Genomic DNA, 16,085 nt, shown 5'->3' with positions numbered 1-16,085 from the left:
AATAGGAGAGGTTCATATGCGTACTAGATTCCTATCAAAAATGACAAATGGGGAAGTTGAAGAATATTTAGATCGAAATGATATTATTTTTGTTCCAGTTGGAGTAACGGAAACTCATGGAGCTTTACCGCTCGATTCTGAAACTGTTTTGGCGGAAGCAATTGCTTTAAAAATGGCTGAGGCATCAGATGGACTTGTTTTGCATAACTTACCTTATTTTTTCCCAGGCGGAACAATCGTTGGTCGGGGAACGATTCAAATGAGCATAAAAGACGGCATGGCTTATTTAGATAAGATTGCAAAGTCATTACTATATCAAGGCTTTAGACGACAAATTTATATCACCAGTCATGGTCCAGCATATTTGACAGTAAGCGGCATGGTTCGCGATTTCTTTGACGAAACCAAAGTGCCTGCTTTGTATATGGATGTATTAAAAGCAGCAGAGGCAACTAATTTCAATCTGATGAATGCATTTCATGATATGACCATCGGTGCTTATAAAGTTTTAGGCAGAATAGAAGATGTTCCATTGAATGTACCTGAATCTCATTCTGTTACGTATGATGTTCAACATATGTTAGCAGGGATGGGTAAAAATCCTGGTAATACATTGGGAAAATACGCTTATCAATCCGGCGCAGTGGGTTCTTACTTTGATGAACCATCTGATCATATGGCTACACCGCTATTAAAAACACCCGAAGAAAGAGAAGCACATGCAGAGGCGGGTGTTCAAGCAATTATTAAACTTGTAAAGGCATTGGATATGCCGACAATCGTTGAAACACTTCATCAAGTGGATGTTTATACGAAGGATATGATTCTTCCTAGATACGGGGGACATCTGTCTGGCGGAAAAGCGTAAAAAACAATAAATAAATATTCCCAATTGTAATACCAATACCGAAAAGCACTAGAATATATGATATCGACTTTGCTAAGGTTTTTATATTAAGATAAAGAGGCGGCAGGGATATAGTTCCTGCTGCCTTTGTTATCAACTTGATGTTCCGTTAATGAGAACGCAAACTACTTTCTTCCATCCAATAAGCTTCCCGTATATTGATCTGCTTACGAATTTTCCGTGTGACATCGATAGTGATTTCACCCTCTTCGTACAAGTTCTGTATTTCATCACGTTCTGCTTGAAAGGCTTTCACTCGTAATTCTCTTTGTAATTGTGTGTAGTGAGTAGAATCTGCGCCTTTTTTGGCTAGTTTTAATTTCATGATTAATTCGCTATATTCTCCGATAATGACTAAATAAATATTGGAATTTTCAGAAGTCATTTGATTCTTCAAATACTGAATAGCTGCTTTCGCCATGTTTACTTTTAATCGGATGATCTTTTTTATTTGTGCTTGGCGATGTTTAAGCCGTTCTTTGTTATTTGGCAGAAAAAGATGAACAACCTGATACAAACTTCTTTTAACCAAGGTCCAAATAAATAATCTACGGTAGTGGATTCGGTTTGTAACCGCGAGCCTCATCCGATGGATATGTTCTTCAGACATATAAGTCATTTCACGGTCAATTTGTCCCTCTTGTTTCAATTTTTCGATGTAGTTGGCTTCGGCATCAAGGGCCTTCATCCGAATTTCATTTTCTACTAATTTCAGTCGCTCGGAGTTTTCATCACTTACATTAGTAAGGCGATTCCGAATTTGAGTGTATGCTGAAATAACGGAGACAGCTGCTCCACGATTTTCATCATTCATCAATTCCCGAATCGAACGAATCGCGGAGTCAATTGTCCGGAGCATAGCAACCTGTTCCATTTCCTCCTTAAGTTTATCCGTATTTCCTTTATCCGGCTTGGCGAGAACCGGCAAGAAAGTGCTCGCTGCTACTAGTGTTACAAGTATTACCCCAGCAGCAATAAAGATGAATAACGAGCGCTGAGGAAAAGGACTTCCATCCGCCAGTACATAGGGAATCGTAAATGCACCGGCTAGTGTAACAGCCCCTCGTACACCTGAAATCGTAATGATGCCAATCGCTCTCATCGAAGGCATTTGGATTTGCTTTTTCAGCCAGCCCCAATGCCAGGCAGCCCCAATCCACAAGAAGCGAAGGACGAAAAGTGAAGCAGAAATGATGAAAATATACTTACTCACTTCCCAATTATTAAACAATGGGTCTTGAAAAATTTCACTAATGACACTTGGTATTTGTAAGCCCAGCAGCACAAATACCAATCCGTTCAGAATATAGATAAGTACGGTCCAGGTACTTTGAGAAACCACTTGCAATTGCATTGCAGGGGATTGGTCACGATCGCGATAGATGGTATGAACAATGCCCGCGGCTACGACAGATAAAATGCCAGAGAGATGGAAATGCTCAACCAGGTAAAAAATCACAAAAGGGGTGAGGAGTTGGATGAGCATGTGAATCGTAACATCCTCCATCCCCAGCCGTCGAATAAAAATTTTCAATTGGATAATAAGGACGGCAAGAATGGCACCACCTACTAAACCTCCAATGGAAATAACTAAAAAGCTCCAGCTTGCCTCAGCCAAAGAAAAAACACCAGTCACAGTGGCGGCTACAGCAAATTTAAACGCTACTAAACCGGAGGCATCATTCATGAGTCCTTCTCCTTCAAGGACATGCATAATTGTTTGCGGTATCTTTACCCTGCTTGAAATGGCACTCACGGCAACGACATCAGTAGGAGAAAGAATGGCTGCTAATGCAAAAGCGGCAGGCAATGGAATCGACGGAATAAGCCAATAGATTAAGTATCCTATTGCGAATACGGTGACAAACACAAGCCCGAGAGCTAGCAATAGGATTGGTTTTCGTAATTTCCATAATGCGTGCCGTGAAACATTTTTTCCATCATGAAAAAGCAGGGGAGCGATAAATAAAACGAAGAACAATTCCGGCTCCATAGGGATATGAATTCCTATTGGAAGTGCCGCAAGCAAAACCCCTAGTGCAATTTGAACCAGCGGCACTGGTATGTATGGCATAAAATGATGGATGAAACTAGACAAGCCGATAACAGCGAGTAATAAAAGTGTAAGTAGAAAAAATTCCATTTCATGTCTCCTCTCCTAAGTATTTTGTGTAACAAAGATATTTTTCAACACTTTAAAGAGAGTAATTTCACTTTTTCAAAAAAAATAAGCGAACAGTGAATGGCACTGTCCGCCTTATTTTTAAACTTCCACCTGGGCAACTTTCACTGTCCAGTTAAATGGATCTTCTTTTTTTCCAAGTTGGATTCCGGTCATTTCATCATAGAGGCTCTGAGAAAGTTCGCCGATTTGACCGTCATTTATTGTAATCGCTTGGTCATTCCAAGTTAATTCGCCAACAGGGGAAATAACAGCAGCTGTTCCTGCACCAAAAACTTCTTCAAGCTCGCCGCGCGCATGTGCTGCAAAAACCTCTTCAATTGAAATTTTCTCTTCGCGTACAGGAATATTCCAATATTTTAGTAATTCAATAACCGAATCACGGGTGACACCTGGTAAAATGCTTCCGTTTAATCTTGGTGTTACCACTTCACCATTGATCTTGAAGAAGATATTCATGCTGCCAACTTCTTCGACATATTTCTTCTCTTTTGCATCAAGCCAGAGGATTTGAGCAAAACCATTTTCATCAGCTTTTTCCTGTGCTTTCAGACTAGCCGCATAATTTCCAGCAGTCTTCACATGGCCCACTCCGCCAATAACAGCCCGAACATACTGTTCTTCCACATAAATCCTAACAGGACTCAATTGGTCACCATAATATGCTCCCGATGGAGAGAGAATGACTAGCAATTTATATTGTTTCGCAGGACGAACACCAAGATAAGGTTCGGTTGAGAAAATAAACGGACGGATATATAGAGAAGTTCCTTCTCCATCAGGAATCCAATCCTTTTCTGTTAAAATCAATTGTTTAATGGCATTTAATAAGAAATCCTCATCAATTTGGGGAATGCACAGTCTTTCGCATGAATCATTCAATCGCCTCATGTTTTTTTCAGGGCGGAAGAGCTGGATCGTTCCATCTGCTGTCTTATAGGCCTTCATTCCCTCAAATATAGCTTGTCCATAGTGAAAAACCATCGCAGAAGGATCGAGTGTTAATGGCTCGTATGGAGTAATTCTCGGGTCATACCATCCGATTTCATGTTGATAATCCATAACAAACATATAATCGCTAAAATACTTACCAAAACCAAGTGAAGCGAAATCAGGCTTTTCCTTTAAAACTTCTCTTTGAATAAATCCAATTTCTTGTTTCATGATTACACCTCTTGTCGATTCTCTACTTTACCTTGTTGAAAAGTAGGCCATATTCATTAGATATTAAACTTTTGAAACGTAAAATCCAAATGGGGAGCCGAATTGAAATTAACTGTATTATCTAACTATAACACTTTAGTAGTACAAACTTCCATCCTCTAAGATTAAGATGAACAAAATCTTGCGTAATGGAACCTATTTAAAATGGGCACGACTAAAGGGAGAATGATTGTGGTAATATTTAACTAAATGTAAGCAGGAGGAGAATTAGCGATCCCCTACCGAGGCGTGGAATATTTGCTTGGCACGTTGCCTAAAAATTATGTAGAAAAAAATAGATTTTAAAAGTTAAGGTTAAGGAGGTCAAACATGTGGTTGATGTCTTTACAGAAATAATTATCAAACGCCCAGTCGGGCAAGTTTCAAAATATGCAGCCAATCCTGACAACGCCCCTGAATGGTATGTAAATATTCAATCAGCCGAATGGCAAACCGAAAAACCCTTAACATTGGGTTCAAGAGTGGCCTTTAAAGCACAATTCCTTGGGAGAGAACTTGCCTATATCTATGAAATTACAGAGTTTATTCCAGAAAAAAAGCTGGTTATGAAAACAGCGCAGGGACCTTTTCCAATGGAGACGACCTATACTTGGAAAGCGTTAGAGGGAAATCAAACACGAATGACCTTAAGGAACAAAGGAAATCCAACCGGTTTCTCAAAAGTGTTTGAACCGATTATGGCTGCAATGATGAAGCGAGCAAACATGAAAGATTTAAAAAAGATTAAGGAGATCCTTGAATCCTAAAATAGTGAGTTAAAGGGTGGTAAAAAAGAAAAACGCCACAATAGGGCGTCAAAAAAATTCATAATTACTGTTCATTGTTTTCAGTGGTATTAGTAAATGCATTGGGGTCGACCGTGTTTGCTCCGTAATCTGGAACATTGCTCGCATGCTCTTTGTGATACTGTGACCCTGAACCTTGTTGATTAGGATTGGATTTCCCTTTTTGCTGGTTGTTTTGCTGATTTGGCATGATCTTCACCTCCTAAACACAAAGAGTAGTATATGTAGTATGGATGTAATTATTCAATGGAGAAACAACAATTTGAAACTTTCTCCTACTTTTTTCGTATACTTAGAACAAACCCTTAAAGGAGATGTGTAGGAATGTTCCTAGCAGAACTTCAGCCAGAAGAGAGGAAGGCGTTTCTTGAACTTGCTGCTCTGATTGCCAAAATTGATGGAAAAATATCTATATTTGAGAATTCCGTACTTATCAGGTACCAAAAGGAAATGGGACTTGAGGATTATAAAATAAAGGGTCTAGAAATTGGGGAAATCCTTAAAGTATTTAAGAATGAACGCTCAAAAAATATTGTCTTAACCGAACTCCTTCAACTCATCTATTCAGATGGAGTTTTTCATGATCAGGAAAGCGAAACCATCCAATTCATAAAGTCGTACTTCGGCTTCGATTCAAATGAATATGGGAGTTTCAAGGATTGGATTGTTAAGATAAAGGAATTAACGGTGTCTAAGGGGACATTGAAATAAAAAAACGTACTATTCCTCAGACAAATTAAAAATTATTAGTATAGAAAAAGAAGGATGCCGGTAATGTAACCGCATCCTTCTTTTTTTATAAACCTGTATCTTTTTAGAATTTTCCGATTTCCATAAATTAATATTGACGGAGAATACCGATCTGTTATATATTTTAACATATTGATGTTAGGAAATATAACACGAGGAGCTGATTCTTTGAAAAAGATTGAGGCAATCATTCGACCGGAGAGGCTCACAGAGACCATTAAGGGTTTAAAAAAAATAGGAATTACAGGTTTTACTGTTTCTCAGGTGGTTGGAAGAGGGAAACAAAAAGATACGCAAGGTGTGTATCGCGGAAAAAATTATCAAGTGACACTCCATCCAAAAGTAAAAATGGAAATTGTTCTTTCGGACTATTTGGTTGAGTCTACGATCCAGACCATCGTTCATTCTGCCCAGACCGGTGAAGATGGAGATGGCAAAATATATATTTATCCAATTCTGGAAGCTTATAACATTCGAACTGGGGCAATTGACTATGATATCGATGATTTAGCGAATGATAAGGGGTGATCTTATGGAATTAATGTATATAAATACCGTGTGGGTCGTCCTTGCTGCAGCCATGGTTTTGTTTATGGAAGGTGGATTTAGTTTACTGGAAGCTGGATTTGTTCGAACGAAAAATGCGGTTAATGTTACAATGAAAATCTTTGTTGACTTAACGATTGGAGCTTTGGCGTTTTGGATTATCGGATTTGGGGTAATGTTTGGAAAAGATGCCTTTGGGTTCATTGGGACCAGCCTTCTTGGAAGTCCAGAGAAAATTGTACTTTCTCTTGAATTGCCAAGTGTTGCTTTTGTTCTTTTTCAAATGGGGTTTGCTGTGGCATGTGTCTCGATTATTTCGGGTGCAGTAGCAGAACGGATGAATTTTAAAGCCTATGTAGTCACTGCTGCGCTCGTTTGTATGATTATCTATCCTCTTTCTGGTCATTGGATTTGGAACAGCGAAGGATGGTTAGCGAAGTTAGGAATGAAGGATTTTGCGGGTTCAGCCGCTATTCATGCACTTGGTGGGTTTACTGCTTTGGCTATGGCAAAGCTATTGGGACCGAGAAAAGGAAGGTTTAATTCGGATGGCAGCGTTAATGTGTTTGCCCCAAGTAACATTCCTTTAGCATCAGCGGGAGCATTTATATTGTGGTTCGGTTGGTTTGCGTTTAATGCAGGAAGTACATTGGATGCTTCTAGCTCAGCGCTAGCGCCTATTGCTATTAATACAATGTTAGCTGGAGCAAGCGGCGGGTCAGCAGCTCTCTTTTTGACGATGCGAAAGTTCGGGAAAGCCGATCCGAGTATGACGATAAATGGTGTATTAGCTGGTTTGGTAGCCATAACGGCCGGATGTGCATATGTTTCTGAATGGAGCGCTATCTTGATTGGAGCTTTAAGTGGCTTGTTGGTTATTTATGCTACTCTGTTAGTCGATTATTTAAAGGTGGATGATCCTGTGGGGGCCGTGGCAGTTCACGGTTTCGGCGGTGTGTTTGGAACGATTGCTGTTGGATTGCTTGATCAGTCACAAGGCTTTTTAACAACTGGTGATTTCGCCCTTTTAAAGGTGCAACTACTGGGTGCGGTGGTGGTCATTGTCTGGGGGTTAATTGCTGGAACTTTTATTGCGAAGATATGCACAATGACAGTTGGTTTCCGAGCAACAGAACGGGAAGAAGACGAGGGCTTAGATATGTCTTATCACGGTATTCCAGCGTACAATGAATTAGAGCGTTTTACCGATATCCCAACTAGCCTATTTAATTTTGAAGAAACAACGGGGATCACCGTTGCATCTCCTACCATTAGGAAGGAAAAGGAAGTAATGTAGTTAGCTTGGAATCCCTTCACGGAGGGATTCCTTATTTTATGTAAACGTTATTGTTTCGTTGACCTCCGAACCGTTAAGGTAAGATACAGGATTGTTATAAGAGATCGTCCTCCTATATTAAAAGAAGACCACGGTATTTGAATCGGGGTCATTTTTTATAAACTTTTATTTGATTGATGAAGAGGAATTCGTTAAGCTACGAAGCACTTTTTTGTATTGTTTTAAAGAGCTTACCTTGCCTATATAGCTATTCTTTCTTTTGAAATCAGAGGAAATAAACATGATGGCAAGGGATGGGAAGAATTTTTTGGTACGAAAACGAAGGTCCTTCCAATAAACAAAGTAGCCGTTTTTTCTAACAGCAACAAAAGGATAAGCGAACGATGTACTGGCAAGAAAGTCTGACACGGACTCGTCATTTGTACTCTCAGAAACCAATACTGGAAAGTCAATATTTTTGGAAAGAGTATGTTCTATGTCGAGTGTATTATCTGAATAAACTCCAAATAAAAAGTCCTCCCTCGTCTCGATAAAAATATCCCATTTAAATAGGGTGATGCGCGGGATTAGTTTTATACGGTCAGCTCTAATAAAATGTTGCTGTAGGTGCCTTTTGGTTAATAATGCTGACAGAGTTCGAACAGCCAGGTATAAAAATATGAATACATAAATGATTAAGAAGATAATCCCTGCCTGGTAGAAAAAGAGTAATCCAAACCCTAGAAAATGGAGTGTTAAAATGTAAGGGTCCAATAATGGGATAGCGTCAAAGGCAATCCATTTTTGGGAAAAAGGCAGCAGGATTTGCGTTCCGTGGACATTGAATAAATCAAAAAGGACATGAAGAATCACTGCTAAGAACGTCCATAAAAAGAGAGGAAGAAATTCTGAAACGGGGAAGAGTGGGTAAAGTAAGCCTGAAACCAGTAATCCCCATAAAGGAAGAGCTGGCAGGGAATGTGACAGGCCTCTGTGATTCCTGAAATAGCTACCTTTTCCTTTTAATCTGTAAATGATATCAAAATCAGGGGCATTTGAACCTATTACCACCCCTAACATGACCGCCTGTGATAGGGTCTGATTAGATGATACGGCAGGGTCGATTTGAGAAAGAGCACCAATGCCAAACCCTATAACAATATGCGAAAAAGTATCCACTCTATCACTCCTCTACTTTATTCATATATTGGGAAAAAATTGTACAACAAATCAGGCATATTTTTGTATCTTTGGTTCATCGATAACGGCTCGATAATGCCAAAGTAAATTGGAAAAGATTTTATCCCAGCTTTGTGTTAGGGCATAATTTCTCCCTTCTATCCCCAATTGCTTTCTCAGGCTATCATTTTCTAATAACTTCAAGATGGCGTTCGTAAACTCAATTACATTGCCAGTTTCACACAAATAACCTGTTACTCCTGCCTTAATAATATTTTTTACGCCTCCGGAATTGGCGGTAATTGCGGGTGTACCACTTGCAAGTGCTTCAATCACAACATTTCCAAACGTTTCAGTAGGAGAGGGAAAAACGAATAAGTCTGATGCGGAGTAGATTTCCGCTAATTGTTCTCCAGTTAAGTATCCTGTTAATGTCATGTTCGTAGGCGCTTCTATTTGAAGTTCTTCCCTTTGGGGACCGTCTCCGATAACAAACCATTGAACTTCCTCATTGATCTCAGCTGGCAGTGCTTTTGCTACTGCTAGGAGTGTCTTTACATCTTTTTCGGGGGCTAACCTGCCTACATAGGTTAAGAGGTACTTTTTTGAAATCCCCCATTGCTCACGAATAGCTTGTTTTTCGTAATAAGGGTGAAAAAGCTGACAGTCAACTCCACCGGGCCAAACTTCTAAATTAACAAATTCATGACATTTGAGTTGAGTTAACGTTTCATTAGAAGGGACAAATAATTTTTTAAAGGGTTTATGGAACCAATTCATATATTTCCAAAGGATTTTTGAAAAAAATCTAAGATCATAAAATTTCAAATAATGGTCAAAATCAGTATGATAGGAGCCGACAAGTGGAATAGTTAGTTTTTTTGCAAGATAGACACCACAAAGTCCCATGTTAAATGGTGTAGCGACATGGATGATATCCGGGGAGAATTCTTCTAATTCTGATTTAATACGAGAAAGATTGGGAAAAGCCAGGCGACACTCAGGATATAAGAAAAAAGAGAGACTTTTAATGCGGCGAACGTTTGTAGAAACATATTCGTTTGAAAGAGAATCGGGTGCAAAGATTTTGTACGAGATGTTTTTATTATCCAAGTAGTGAATGAAATATTTAAGCGTCCGAGCAACTCCATTGATATCCGGGTCAAAGGTATCAGTGAAAATGGCGATCCTCATAACCTTTCCTTTCTGACCAATATTGAACTACCGTTTTGGGGATACTTTAGATACTTAAACGTCATTCTCATCTACTCCCTCCAAAATATAAGCTCCCCTTTATTGTATTAAATAAAGGAAACCAATCTTCTTAAGATTCTGTTAATAAAATGTAAAGATTTTGTATAGTAAAAAAACTCAGGCGGCAGGGCATGACAATGATATTGTAGAGGCAATGAGTGTGTAATTTGCTCTAAGTCTTAGGTTCTATTTCTCATTATAGTTTACCTTTATAACTTCCACATTCTTACTTTGTAGGAAACTCTAATAACTTAATTGTTTACCAATACCAAAAATATAGGGTGTTAATTAGGCATGTTGTACAATTCAATATGCGCAAAATATGTCGTAAATTAGAGTAGGGAATATCTTGTTCAAGTTAATGGTTTACCCTTTGGGTTTTGATTGACTGAAAACAATAACTTTATCTACAAACTAACAATTCGAATTTAATTTCATGAAGGACGTGCAGAGTACAAATGAAGAGACGCACTTCAGTGGTTAAAATCAGAAGGGCCACAGGAATTTTTCACAATTCCAAATGGAGAGCATGTGTTTGATAAGGATTTTGATAATCCAGTTATCCAAGGTGCATTTAAACAAGTGATTGAATTCCTTCAATATCATTTAACGGCATAAAGGCTTATCGACTTCTTTTCACAAAAAATAGACGGGTCCCGAGGTTTCATAGACAACGGGACCCATCTGATTTAAGAATTGATTGGAAGTTTTTTATTTAAGAGTCTAAATATCTTTAAAGCTAATTGGATTTGCAGCAATTCCTCCGAGTTTTTTAAATCGGTATTTAAGATTTCCTTGATCTTATCGATTCGATAAATAAGCGTATTTCTGTGTAAAAACATCGCTTTTGCTGTTTCACTAATATTAAGGTTATTAATAAAATAGTTCTCTAACGTAATGATATAACTAGTCCCATGCAAATGGTCATGCTCATAGATTTTCCCAAGGCTCTTCATGAAAAATTCTTCTAATTCTATGTCTTTGATATTACTGTCTAAAAAGTGATAGATGGAATGATCTTCATAGTGAGATACTCCCCCTCGGATATTAAATTTCTCCATGAGTCGAATAGATTCATTTGCTTCAGAAAAGCTTTTATGAAGTGAATGAATGGTTTCGTACTGACGGCCAATTCCAATTAAGAAGGTTGTGTTATTTATTTCCTTTTCAAATACATTGTAAATTGTATTTCCGTATCGTTTTACCTCATTTACCGATAGAGAAGGTTTATTGTCATTTTGACCAATCATAATAATTATACGATTGTTTCTATGAAAGCAAGTAACCACAGCATTTGAATAATTCGAAAGACTATAGACTAAGTCCACGCATTTTCTAGATTTGTTCTCTAACTGAACCTTTCTAGCTACCATATCATCATAACTGTCATGTTCCTCTGATTCTAAATTAATGACTATACAGTAGTAACTATAACTTGGATTTAATCCATGCATTTCACTATAGGTGTGGATTGTTTCGACGGATGTTATTTTTCCAGTCAGCAAATCATCAAAGAAATCCTGTTTGATTTTTAATTTTACCTCCTCGATGTCCTTTGCTTTTATACGTTCCAGTGCCATATTAGTTGACGCCTGCTCTAAAATAAGTAAGTCAAACTCCGTTAAATCTTGGACAGTCTGCCATACAACAATATATCCATAAATATTATTTGCAACTGCGACAGGAAGGATGCGGCATTTTATTTCCATTCCTTCTAAGTAATAAATGCGTTGAATACTCTTTTTCATTTCACTTATTTCTTTAGGGACGGAATTAATAAACTCTTTATTGAAAATAGGTCGATTTTTAACCAGAGTAAAGAAGTATGAAAGTGGTGCCTTATTATTTAGGTGTTCTGTAAAGTGAAGCAGCTTCCAATCCTGGTCAACGAAAATAATTGGATTATTAATAGATTCCGATAACATGGAAGAAATCCTTTCAATCCCGCCGCCTTCAAGTGTAATTCGAAAAAATAAATTATGCATGTCTAAGGTCTTTCTATTTAATAAATCATATCGGCCAGATGCTTTCTCATTAATAATAGAAATGACCTTTGATAGGGTATATTCAAAAGGTAACTCAATCAGTGGAAAACCCAATTCATTTGCATGATCAATCATTTTCTGTGGGAGTTTTTCAAAGTATCGTTTCATTTTGACAACTAGTCCTGCACAATTAATAGCTGAAAGTTCGTTAAGTATTCTAATTTGCAAATCCTCGTTACCTTTAAAAATATAACCCGTTGATAATAGGAGTTCATTAGGTGAAAGCCAGTCAAATGCCTCGGGATTTTCGATGATATTGACTATTGAGATTTCATTGTCAATTCCTTTTTCCCCAGCAACAATCTTTAAGCCATCAATCGCTTGTATTTCAAATAAATCCTTAACGGTCAGCAAGATTATCACTCCTTTGTCAAAAAATCTACACATTTAATTGTATAACATGCACAAATGATATCTATTTTTTTTGGTTTGCTTAAACGATGATGCTTTTATGCAATCTATCTAAAATAAACATGTAAGGTCATATTTTGTCAAACTGGCACAAGCCCTTCATATGGGTGATGAGTGTCATAACCGCAACGTTGCCGGAACAACGCTTTTAATCCAAGCGTTAACACCTTTTATTATTCAAACAGATTTTATACTTGAACAAAAACGAGAAGTTTTTGAGTTTGTTGCAAGCAGTGATTATTTCTCTGGTCCCACTTGGATGGCCCTTGCAAAATGTGCTCTTGACGCAGCACGTGGCATTGAAAATAGGACGATTGTGACAACAATGGCACGTAATGGTACTGAATTCGGTATCCGTGTAAGTGGAATTCCAGGAAATACATGGTTTACAGGCCCGGCGCAAAAAGTAATTGGTCCAATGTTTGCCGGGTATAAACCTGAAGATTCTGGATTGGATATTGGGGATAGCGCAATCACAGAAACATATGGAATTGGTGGATTTGCGATGGCTACAGCTCCTGCAATTGTTGCCCTTGTAGGCGGAAGAATAGATGATGCAATTGGCTACTCTAAAAAGATGAAAGAAATTACAACAGCAGAAAATCCAAACGTAACGATTCCATTGCTAAATTTCATGGGTATTCCGACTGGAATCGATGTTCGGAAGGTTGTTCAAACTGGAATCCTGCCAATCATTAATACGGCAATAGCCCATAAGGAAGCAGGAATTGGAATGATTGGAGCAGGAATCACTAATCCTCCAGTTGAAGCTTTTGAAAAGGCACTGCTTACTTTAAGTCAAAACATTCAATAATTAATTCTGGTCCTAATTTGTTTAGGACCAGAACTGATATCTTTAGTATTTTAATAACTTCCTGTTTGAAATACATCTAAAGGAGAGAATGAACTTGGAAAGTAATACCATAGACAGAGAACTTATTCATGCAAGTGAGCAGGGGGATTATGTTGCTGTAGAAAAGCTCTTACATGAAGGAGCCAGCATTGATTATAAGGATGCAGCAGGCCGGACAGCCTTAATGGCGGCTGTACAAAAAAACCAAATTGTCGTAGTGAAATTGTTACTAGAGGCTGGAAGCGACGTCAATACGAGAGATATTACCCAATTAACTCCATTTATAAGTTCTGGTGCGAACGGATTTCATGAAATTTTAAGTATGATGCTTAAGTTTGGTGCAGATCTAAACAGTGTTAATCGATTTGGAGGTACGGCATTGTTACCTTCTAGTGAAAAAGGCTATTTAAAGACTGTACAAGTCTGCTTAGATGCTGGGGTTCCGATAAATCATGTGAACAATTTAGGCTGGTCCGCCCTTCTAGAGTCTGTGATATTAGGTAATGGCGGCAGGCTTTATTCTGATATTATTCAAGAGCTCGTGGAAGCAGGAGCAGATGTGAATCTTCCAGATAGGGACGGAAAGTCAGCGCTGGAGCATGCTCAAGAAATGGGGCACCAAAAGATTGTAAACATCTTGAATAAAGAAGATTTAGAAAAAAATGAATCTATCAAAAAGGCAAAAAAACTTGCTAGAGTTGATAAGTATAAAGAGGCCATCTCAGAAATAGAAAAAGGTCTAGAAGATGATAATCAAAACCTTGATTTGATTTACTACAAAGGCTATTTCTTGCAAGAACTAAAGAGATACGAGGAAGCGCTAGAGGAGTACAACAAAGCATTATCACAAGACCCAATGGATCTAGACTTCTATTTCTATACAGCCAACTGTTTAAGAGCAATGAGGAAACCAGAGGAAGCTCTATCGGAATACGATAAAGCCTGTGAATTAAACCCTGTTGATACTTTTTATCGTTATCATAAATCAAATTACTTAAGAGAACTAGGCAGACACGAAGAAGCAGTTATTGAAATGGATAAATTGCTGGCACTAAAGCCAAATCGCTACGATTTTTCATTTCATAAGGCAAATAGCCTTAGGTCGCTTGGTAAACATCAAGAAGCAATTGAAGCAATAGAGAATGCGATTGCAAATGATCCAGCTAACCCGTTATATCATTTGCATAAGGAGCAATCTCTTGAATTGCTAAGGAAATAAGCAAATTAAACCAAGGGGAAATAGTGATTGTTGCAATTGGAGGAAACTCATTAGTCCGAGAAAATGGTCTTGACTCTGTCAATGACCAATATGAAGCAGTATGCGAAACCGCAGTTAATATTGCAGAAATGAAAGGAGTTAATTGAATTGAAAACCAAATTAAAGGGAAGGTACGTTATTGGTTACGATGGAGAAGACCACGTCTTAATTGAAAACGCGGAAGTTGTTTTTGAAAATGATAAGATAATCTTTGTCGGCAAAAATTACCTTGGCACAGTGAATAAGGTAATCGATATGGGGAACTCCGTCATTAGTCCGGGGTTTATCGATTTAAATGCATTAGGTGATATTGACCACGATATTTTACATTTAGAGGCAAGGACAAACAGACAGAATAACCTGCTTTGGTCTGAACAATATATAAAAAACGGACACCATGAAGTCATGACAGCTAAAGAAGAAAATTTTAAATCCCTTTATGCCTATTCACAACTGATTCTCCATGGGGTTACTACTGCGATGCCAATTACATCGGTACTTTATAAAGAATGGGCAGAAACGTATGAGGAGCTTGCTGCTGCAGCAAACCATGCTGGAAGTTTGGGATTAAGAATCTATCTTGGGCCAAGCTACCAATCTGGAATCAGGGTCGTAAAACCTGATGGTACTATCCATCTGTACTGGGATGATGAAGCAGGAAAAGCAGGATTAAAAGATGCTGTAAGGTTTGTAGAAGAATTTGACGGAGCTTTTGATGGATTAGTTAAGGGGATGCTGGCACCCGAACGAATTGAGTGTCAAACGTCAGAAAGTTTGACACAAACAAAATACTATAGTGATAAATTAGGAGTGCCAATTAAACTTCATGCAGCACAAGGAAACTATGAATATCATACCATTGTTGAAAAGCACGGTGTAACTCCTATTCGCTATTTATATGACCTTGGTTTTTTAGGGTCAAAAACAGGAATTCCGCATGCTCACTTTATTGCTGGATATAGTGAAGCACATTCAGGTAAAGGTGATGATATAGCACTTCTGAAAGAAACAAATACGACGGTCATTCATTGTCCTTTAATCATTGGCAGGCATGCTTCGGCATTAAAATCATTTGCTAAATATAAACGGGCAGGTATTAATTTAGCGCTAGGAACAGATGCCTTTCCTCCAGATATGTTTCAAAACATTCGAACAGGCAGCATGTTTTCCCGATTCATTGAAAAGGAAGTAGAGGGTTCAACATACGCCGATTTCTTCCGGGCGGCCACACTTGGGGCAGCTACATTCCTGGGGAGAAATGACCTCGGCCGTTTAGCTGTTGGAGCGAAAGCAGATATTATTGCAATTGACTTAAGTGGATATCATCTGGGAGTTCTCGACGATCCCATCCGAACTATGATTGTGAGCGGAACAGGAAGAGAACGTGAAACTATCCATTATTAATGGAAGGGTTG

General features: G+C 38.3%; 13 protein-coding genes and 1 pseudogene. 8 read left to right on the top strand and 6 right to left on the bottom strand.

What is annotated here, in order from left to right; genetic code table 11:
* The first annotated feature begins 16 nt into the window (after positions 1–16).
* Positions 17–868, top strand: a complete 852-nt coding sequence (locus tag QF028_RS25035) for a creatininase family protein (protein ID WP_429469930.1) — start codon at positions 17–19, stop codon at positions 866–868.
* Between the two features lie 148 nt (positions 869–1,016).
* On the opposite strand, the gene QF028_RS25030 is transcribed toward QF028_RS25035, so the two are convergent.
* Positions 1,017–3,050, bottom strand: a complete 2,034-nt coding sequence (locus tag QF028_RS25030; RefSeq protein ID WP_429469928.1) for a Na+/H+ antiporter — start codon at positions 3,048–3,050, stop codon at positions 1,017–1,019.
* A gap of 120 nt (positions 3,051–3,170) precedes the next feature.
* A complete protein-coding gene (locus tag QF028_RS25025) occupies positions 3,171–4,253 on the bottom strand; it encodes a branched-chain amino acid aminotransferase (RefSeq protein ID WP_429469926.1) in 1,083 nt (360 codons plus the stop codon).
* Positions 4,254–4,624: 371 nt separating this feature from the next.
* On the opposite strand from QF028_RS25025, the gene QF028_RS25020 reads away from it, so the two are divergent.
* Complete coding sequence (locus QF028_RS25020) at positions 4,625–5,059, top strand: SRPBCC family protein (RefSeq protein WP_429469924.1); 435 nt, start codon at positions 4,625–4,627, stop codon at positions 5,057–5,059.
* A gap of 64 nt (positions 5,060–5,123) precedes the next feature.
* Here QF028_RS25020 and QF028_RS25015 read toward each other — a convergent pair whose 3' ends face one another.
* Positions 5,124–5,288 (bottom strand): hypothetical protein, encoded by a 165-nt coding sequence (locus QF028_RS25015; protein ID WP_168241813.1) that lies wholly within the window; start codon positions 5,286–5,288, stop codon positions 5,124–5,126.
* Positions 5,289–5,422: 134 nt separating this feature from the next.
* Here QF028_RS25015 and QF028_RS25010 point away from each other — a divergent pair, with 134 nt between their 5' ends.
* The 3 genes from QF028_RS25010 to QF028_RS25000 all read left to right on the top strand — a co-directional run bounded on the left by QF028_RS25010 (position 5,423) and on the right by QF028_RS25000 (position 7,691).
* The gene (locus tag QF028_RS25010) at positions 5,423–5,809 is read left to right on the top strand and encodes a hypothetical protein (protein ID WP_429469922.1); all 387 of its coding nucleotides are present in this window, start codon (positions 5,423–5,425) and stop codon (positions 5,807–5,809) included.
* Positions 5,810–6,016: 207 nt separating this feature from the next.
* On the top strand, positions 6,017–6,376 hold the full coding sequence (locus QF028_RS25005; protein WP_215018667.1) for a P-II family nitrogen regulator: 360 nt from the start codon (positions 6,017–6,019) through the stop codon (positions 6,374–6,376).
* A 4-nt stretch (positions 6,377–6,380) separates the two neighbouring features.
* Complete coding sequence (locus QF028_RS25000) at positions 6,381–7,691, top strand: ammonium transporter (protein ID WP_429469919.1); 1,311 nt, start codon at positions 6,381–6,383, stop codon at positions 7,689–7,691.
* A 165-nt stretch (positions 7,692–7,856) separates the two neighbouring features.
* On the opposite strand, the gene QF028_RS24995 is transcribed toward QF028_RS25000, so the two are convergent.
* The 3 genes from QF028_RS24995 to QF028_RS24985 all read right to left on the bottom strand — a co-directional run bounded on the left by QF028_RS24995 (position 7,857) and on the right by QF028_RS24985 (position 12,502).
* Positions 7,857–8,849 (bottom strand): metal-dependent hydrolase, encoded by a 993-nt coding sequence (locus QF028_RS24995; RefSeq protein ID WP_429469917.1) that lies wholly within the window; start codon positions 8,847–8,849, stop codon positions 7,857–7,859.
* A gap of 51 nt (positions 8,850–8,900) precedes the next feature.
* On the bottom strand, positions 8,901–10,043 hold the full coding sequence (locus QF028_RS24990; protein WP_429469915.1) for a glycosyltransferase family 4 protein: 1,143 nt from the start codon (positions 10,041–10,043) through the stop codon (positions 8,901–8,903).
* Between the two features lie 749 nt (positions 10,044–10,792).
* Positions 10,793–12,502 (bottom strand): PucR family transcriptional regulator, encoded by a 1,710-nt coding sequence (locus QF028_RS24985; RefSeq protein WP_429469913.1) that lies wholly within the window; start codon positions 12,500–12,502, stop codon positions 10,793–10,795.
* A gap of 142 nt (positions 12,503–12,644) precedes the next feature.
* Between QF028_RS24985 and QF028_RS24980 the strand changes: the two are divergent.
* The 3 genes and pseudogenes from QF028_RS24980 to QF028_RS24970 form a co-directional block, all read left to right on the top strand.
* Positions 12,645–13,373: pseudogene (locus tag QF028_RS24980) on the top strand (DUF1116 domain-containing protein); the annotation flags it as partial.
* A gap of 94 nt (positions 13,374–13,467) precedes the next feature.
* Positions 13,468–14,631: an ankyrin repeat domain-containing protein gene (locus QF028_RS24975; RefSeq protein WP_429469911.1), complete on the top strand. Its 1,164-nt coding sequence runs from the start codon at positions 13,468–13,470 to the stop codon at positions 14,629–14,631.
* Positions 14,632–14,778: 147 nt separating this feature from the next.
* Complete coding sequence (locus QF028_RS24970; protein WP_429469909.1) at positions 14,779–16,074, top strand: chlorohydrolase family protein; 1,296 nt, start codon at positions 14,779–14,781, stop codon at positions 16,072–16,074.
* Positions 16,075–16,085: the final 11 nt, after the last annotated feature.

The organism is Neobacillus sp. B4I6 (assembly GCF_050434045.1).
Taxonomy (GTDB): domain Bacteria; phylum Bacillota; class Bacilli; order Bacillales; family Cytobacillaceae; genus Neobacillus.
Note: the sequence above shows the minus strand (reverse complement) of the source record. Positions and strands in the feature narration are given on the sequence as shown.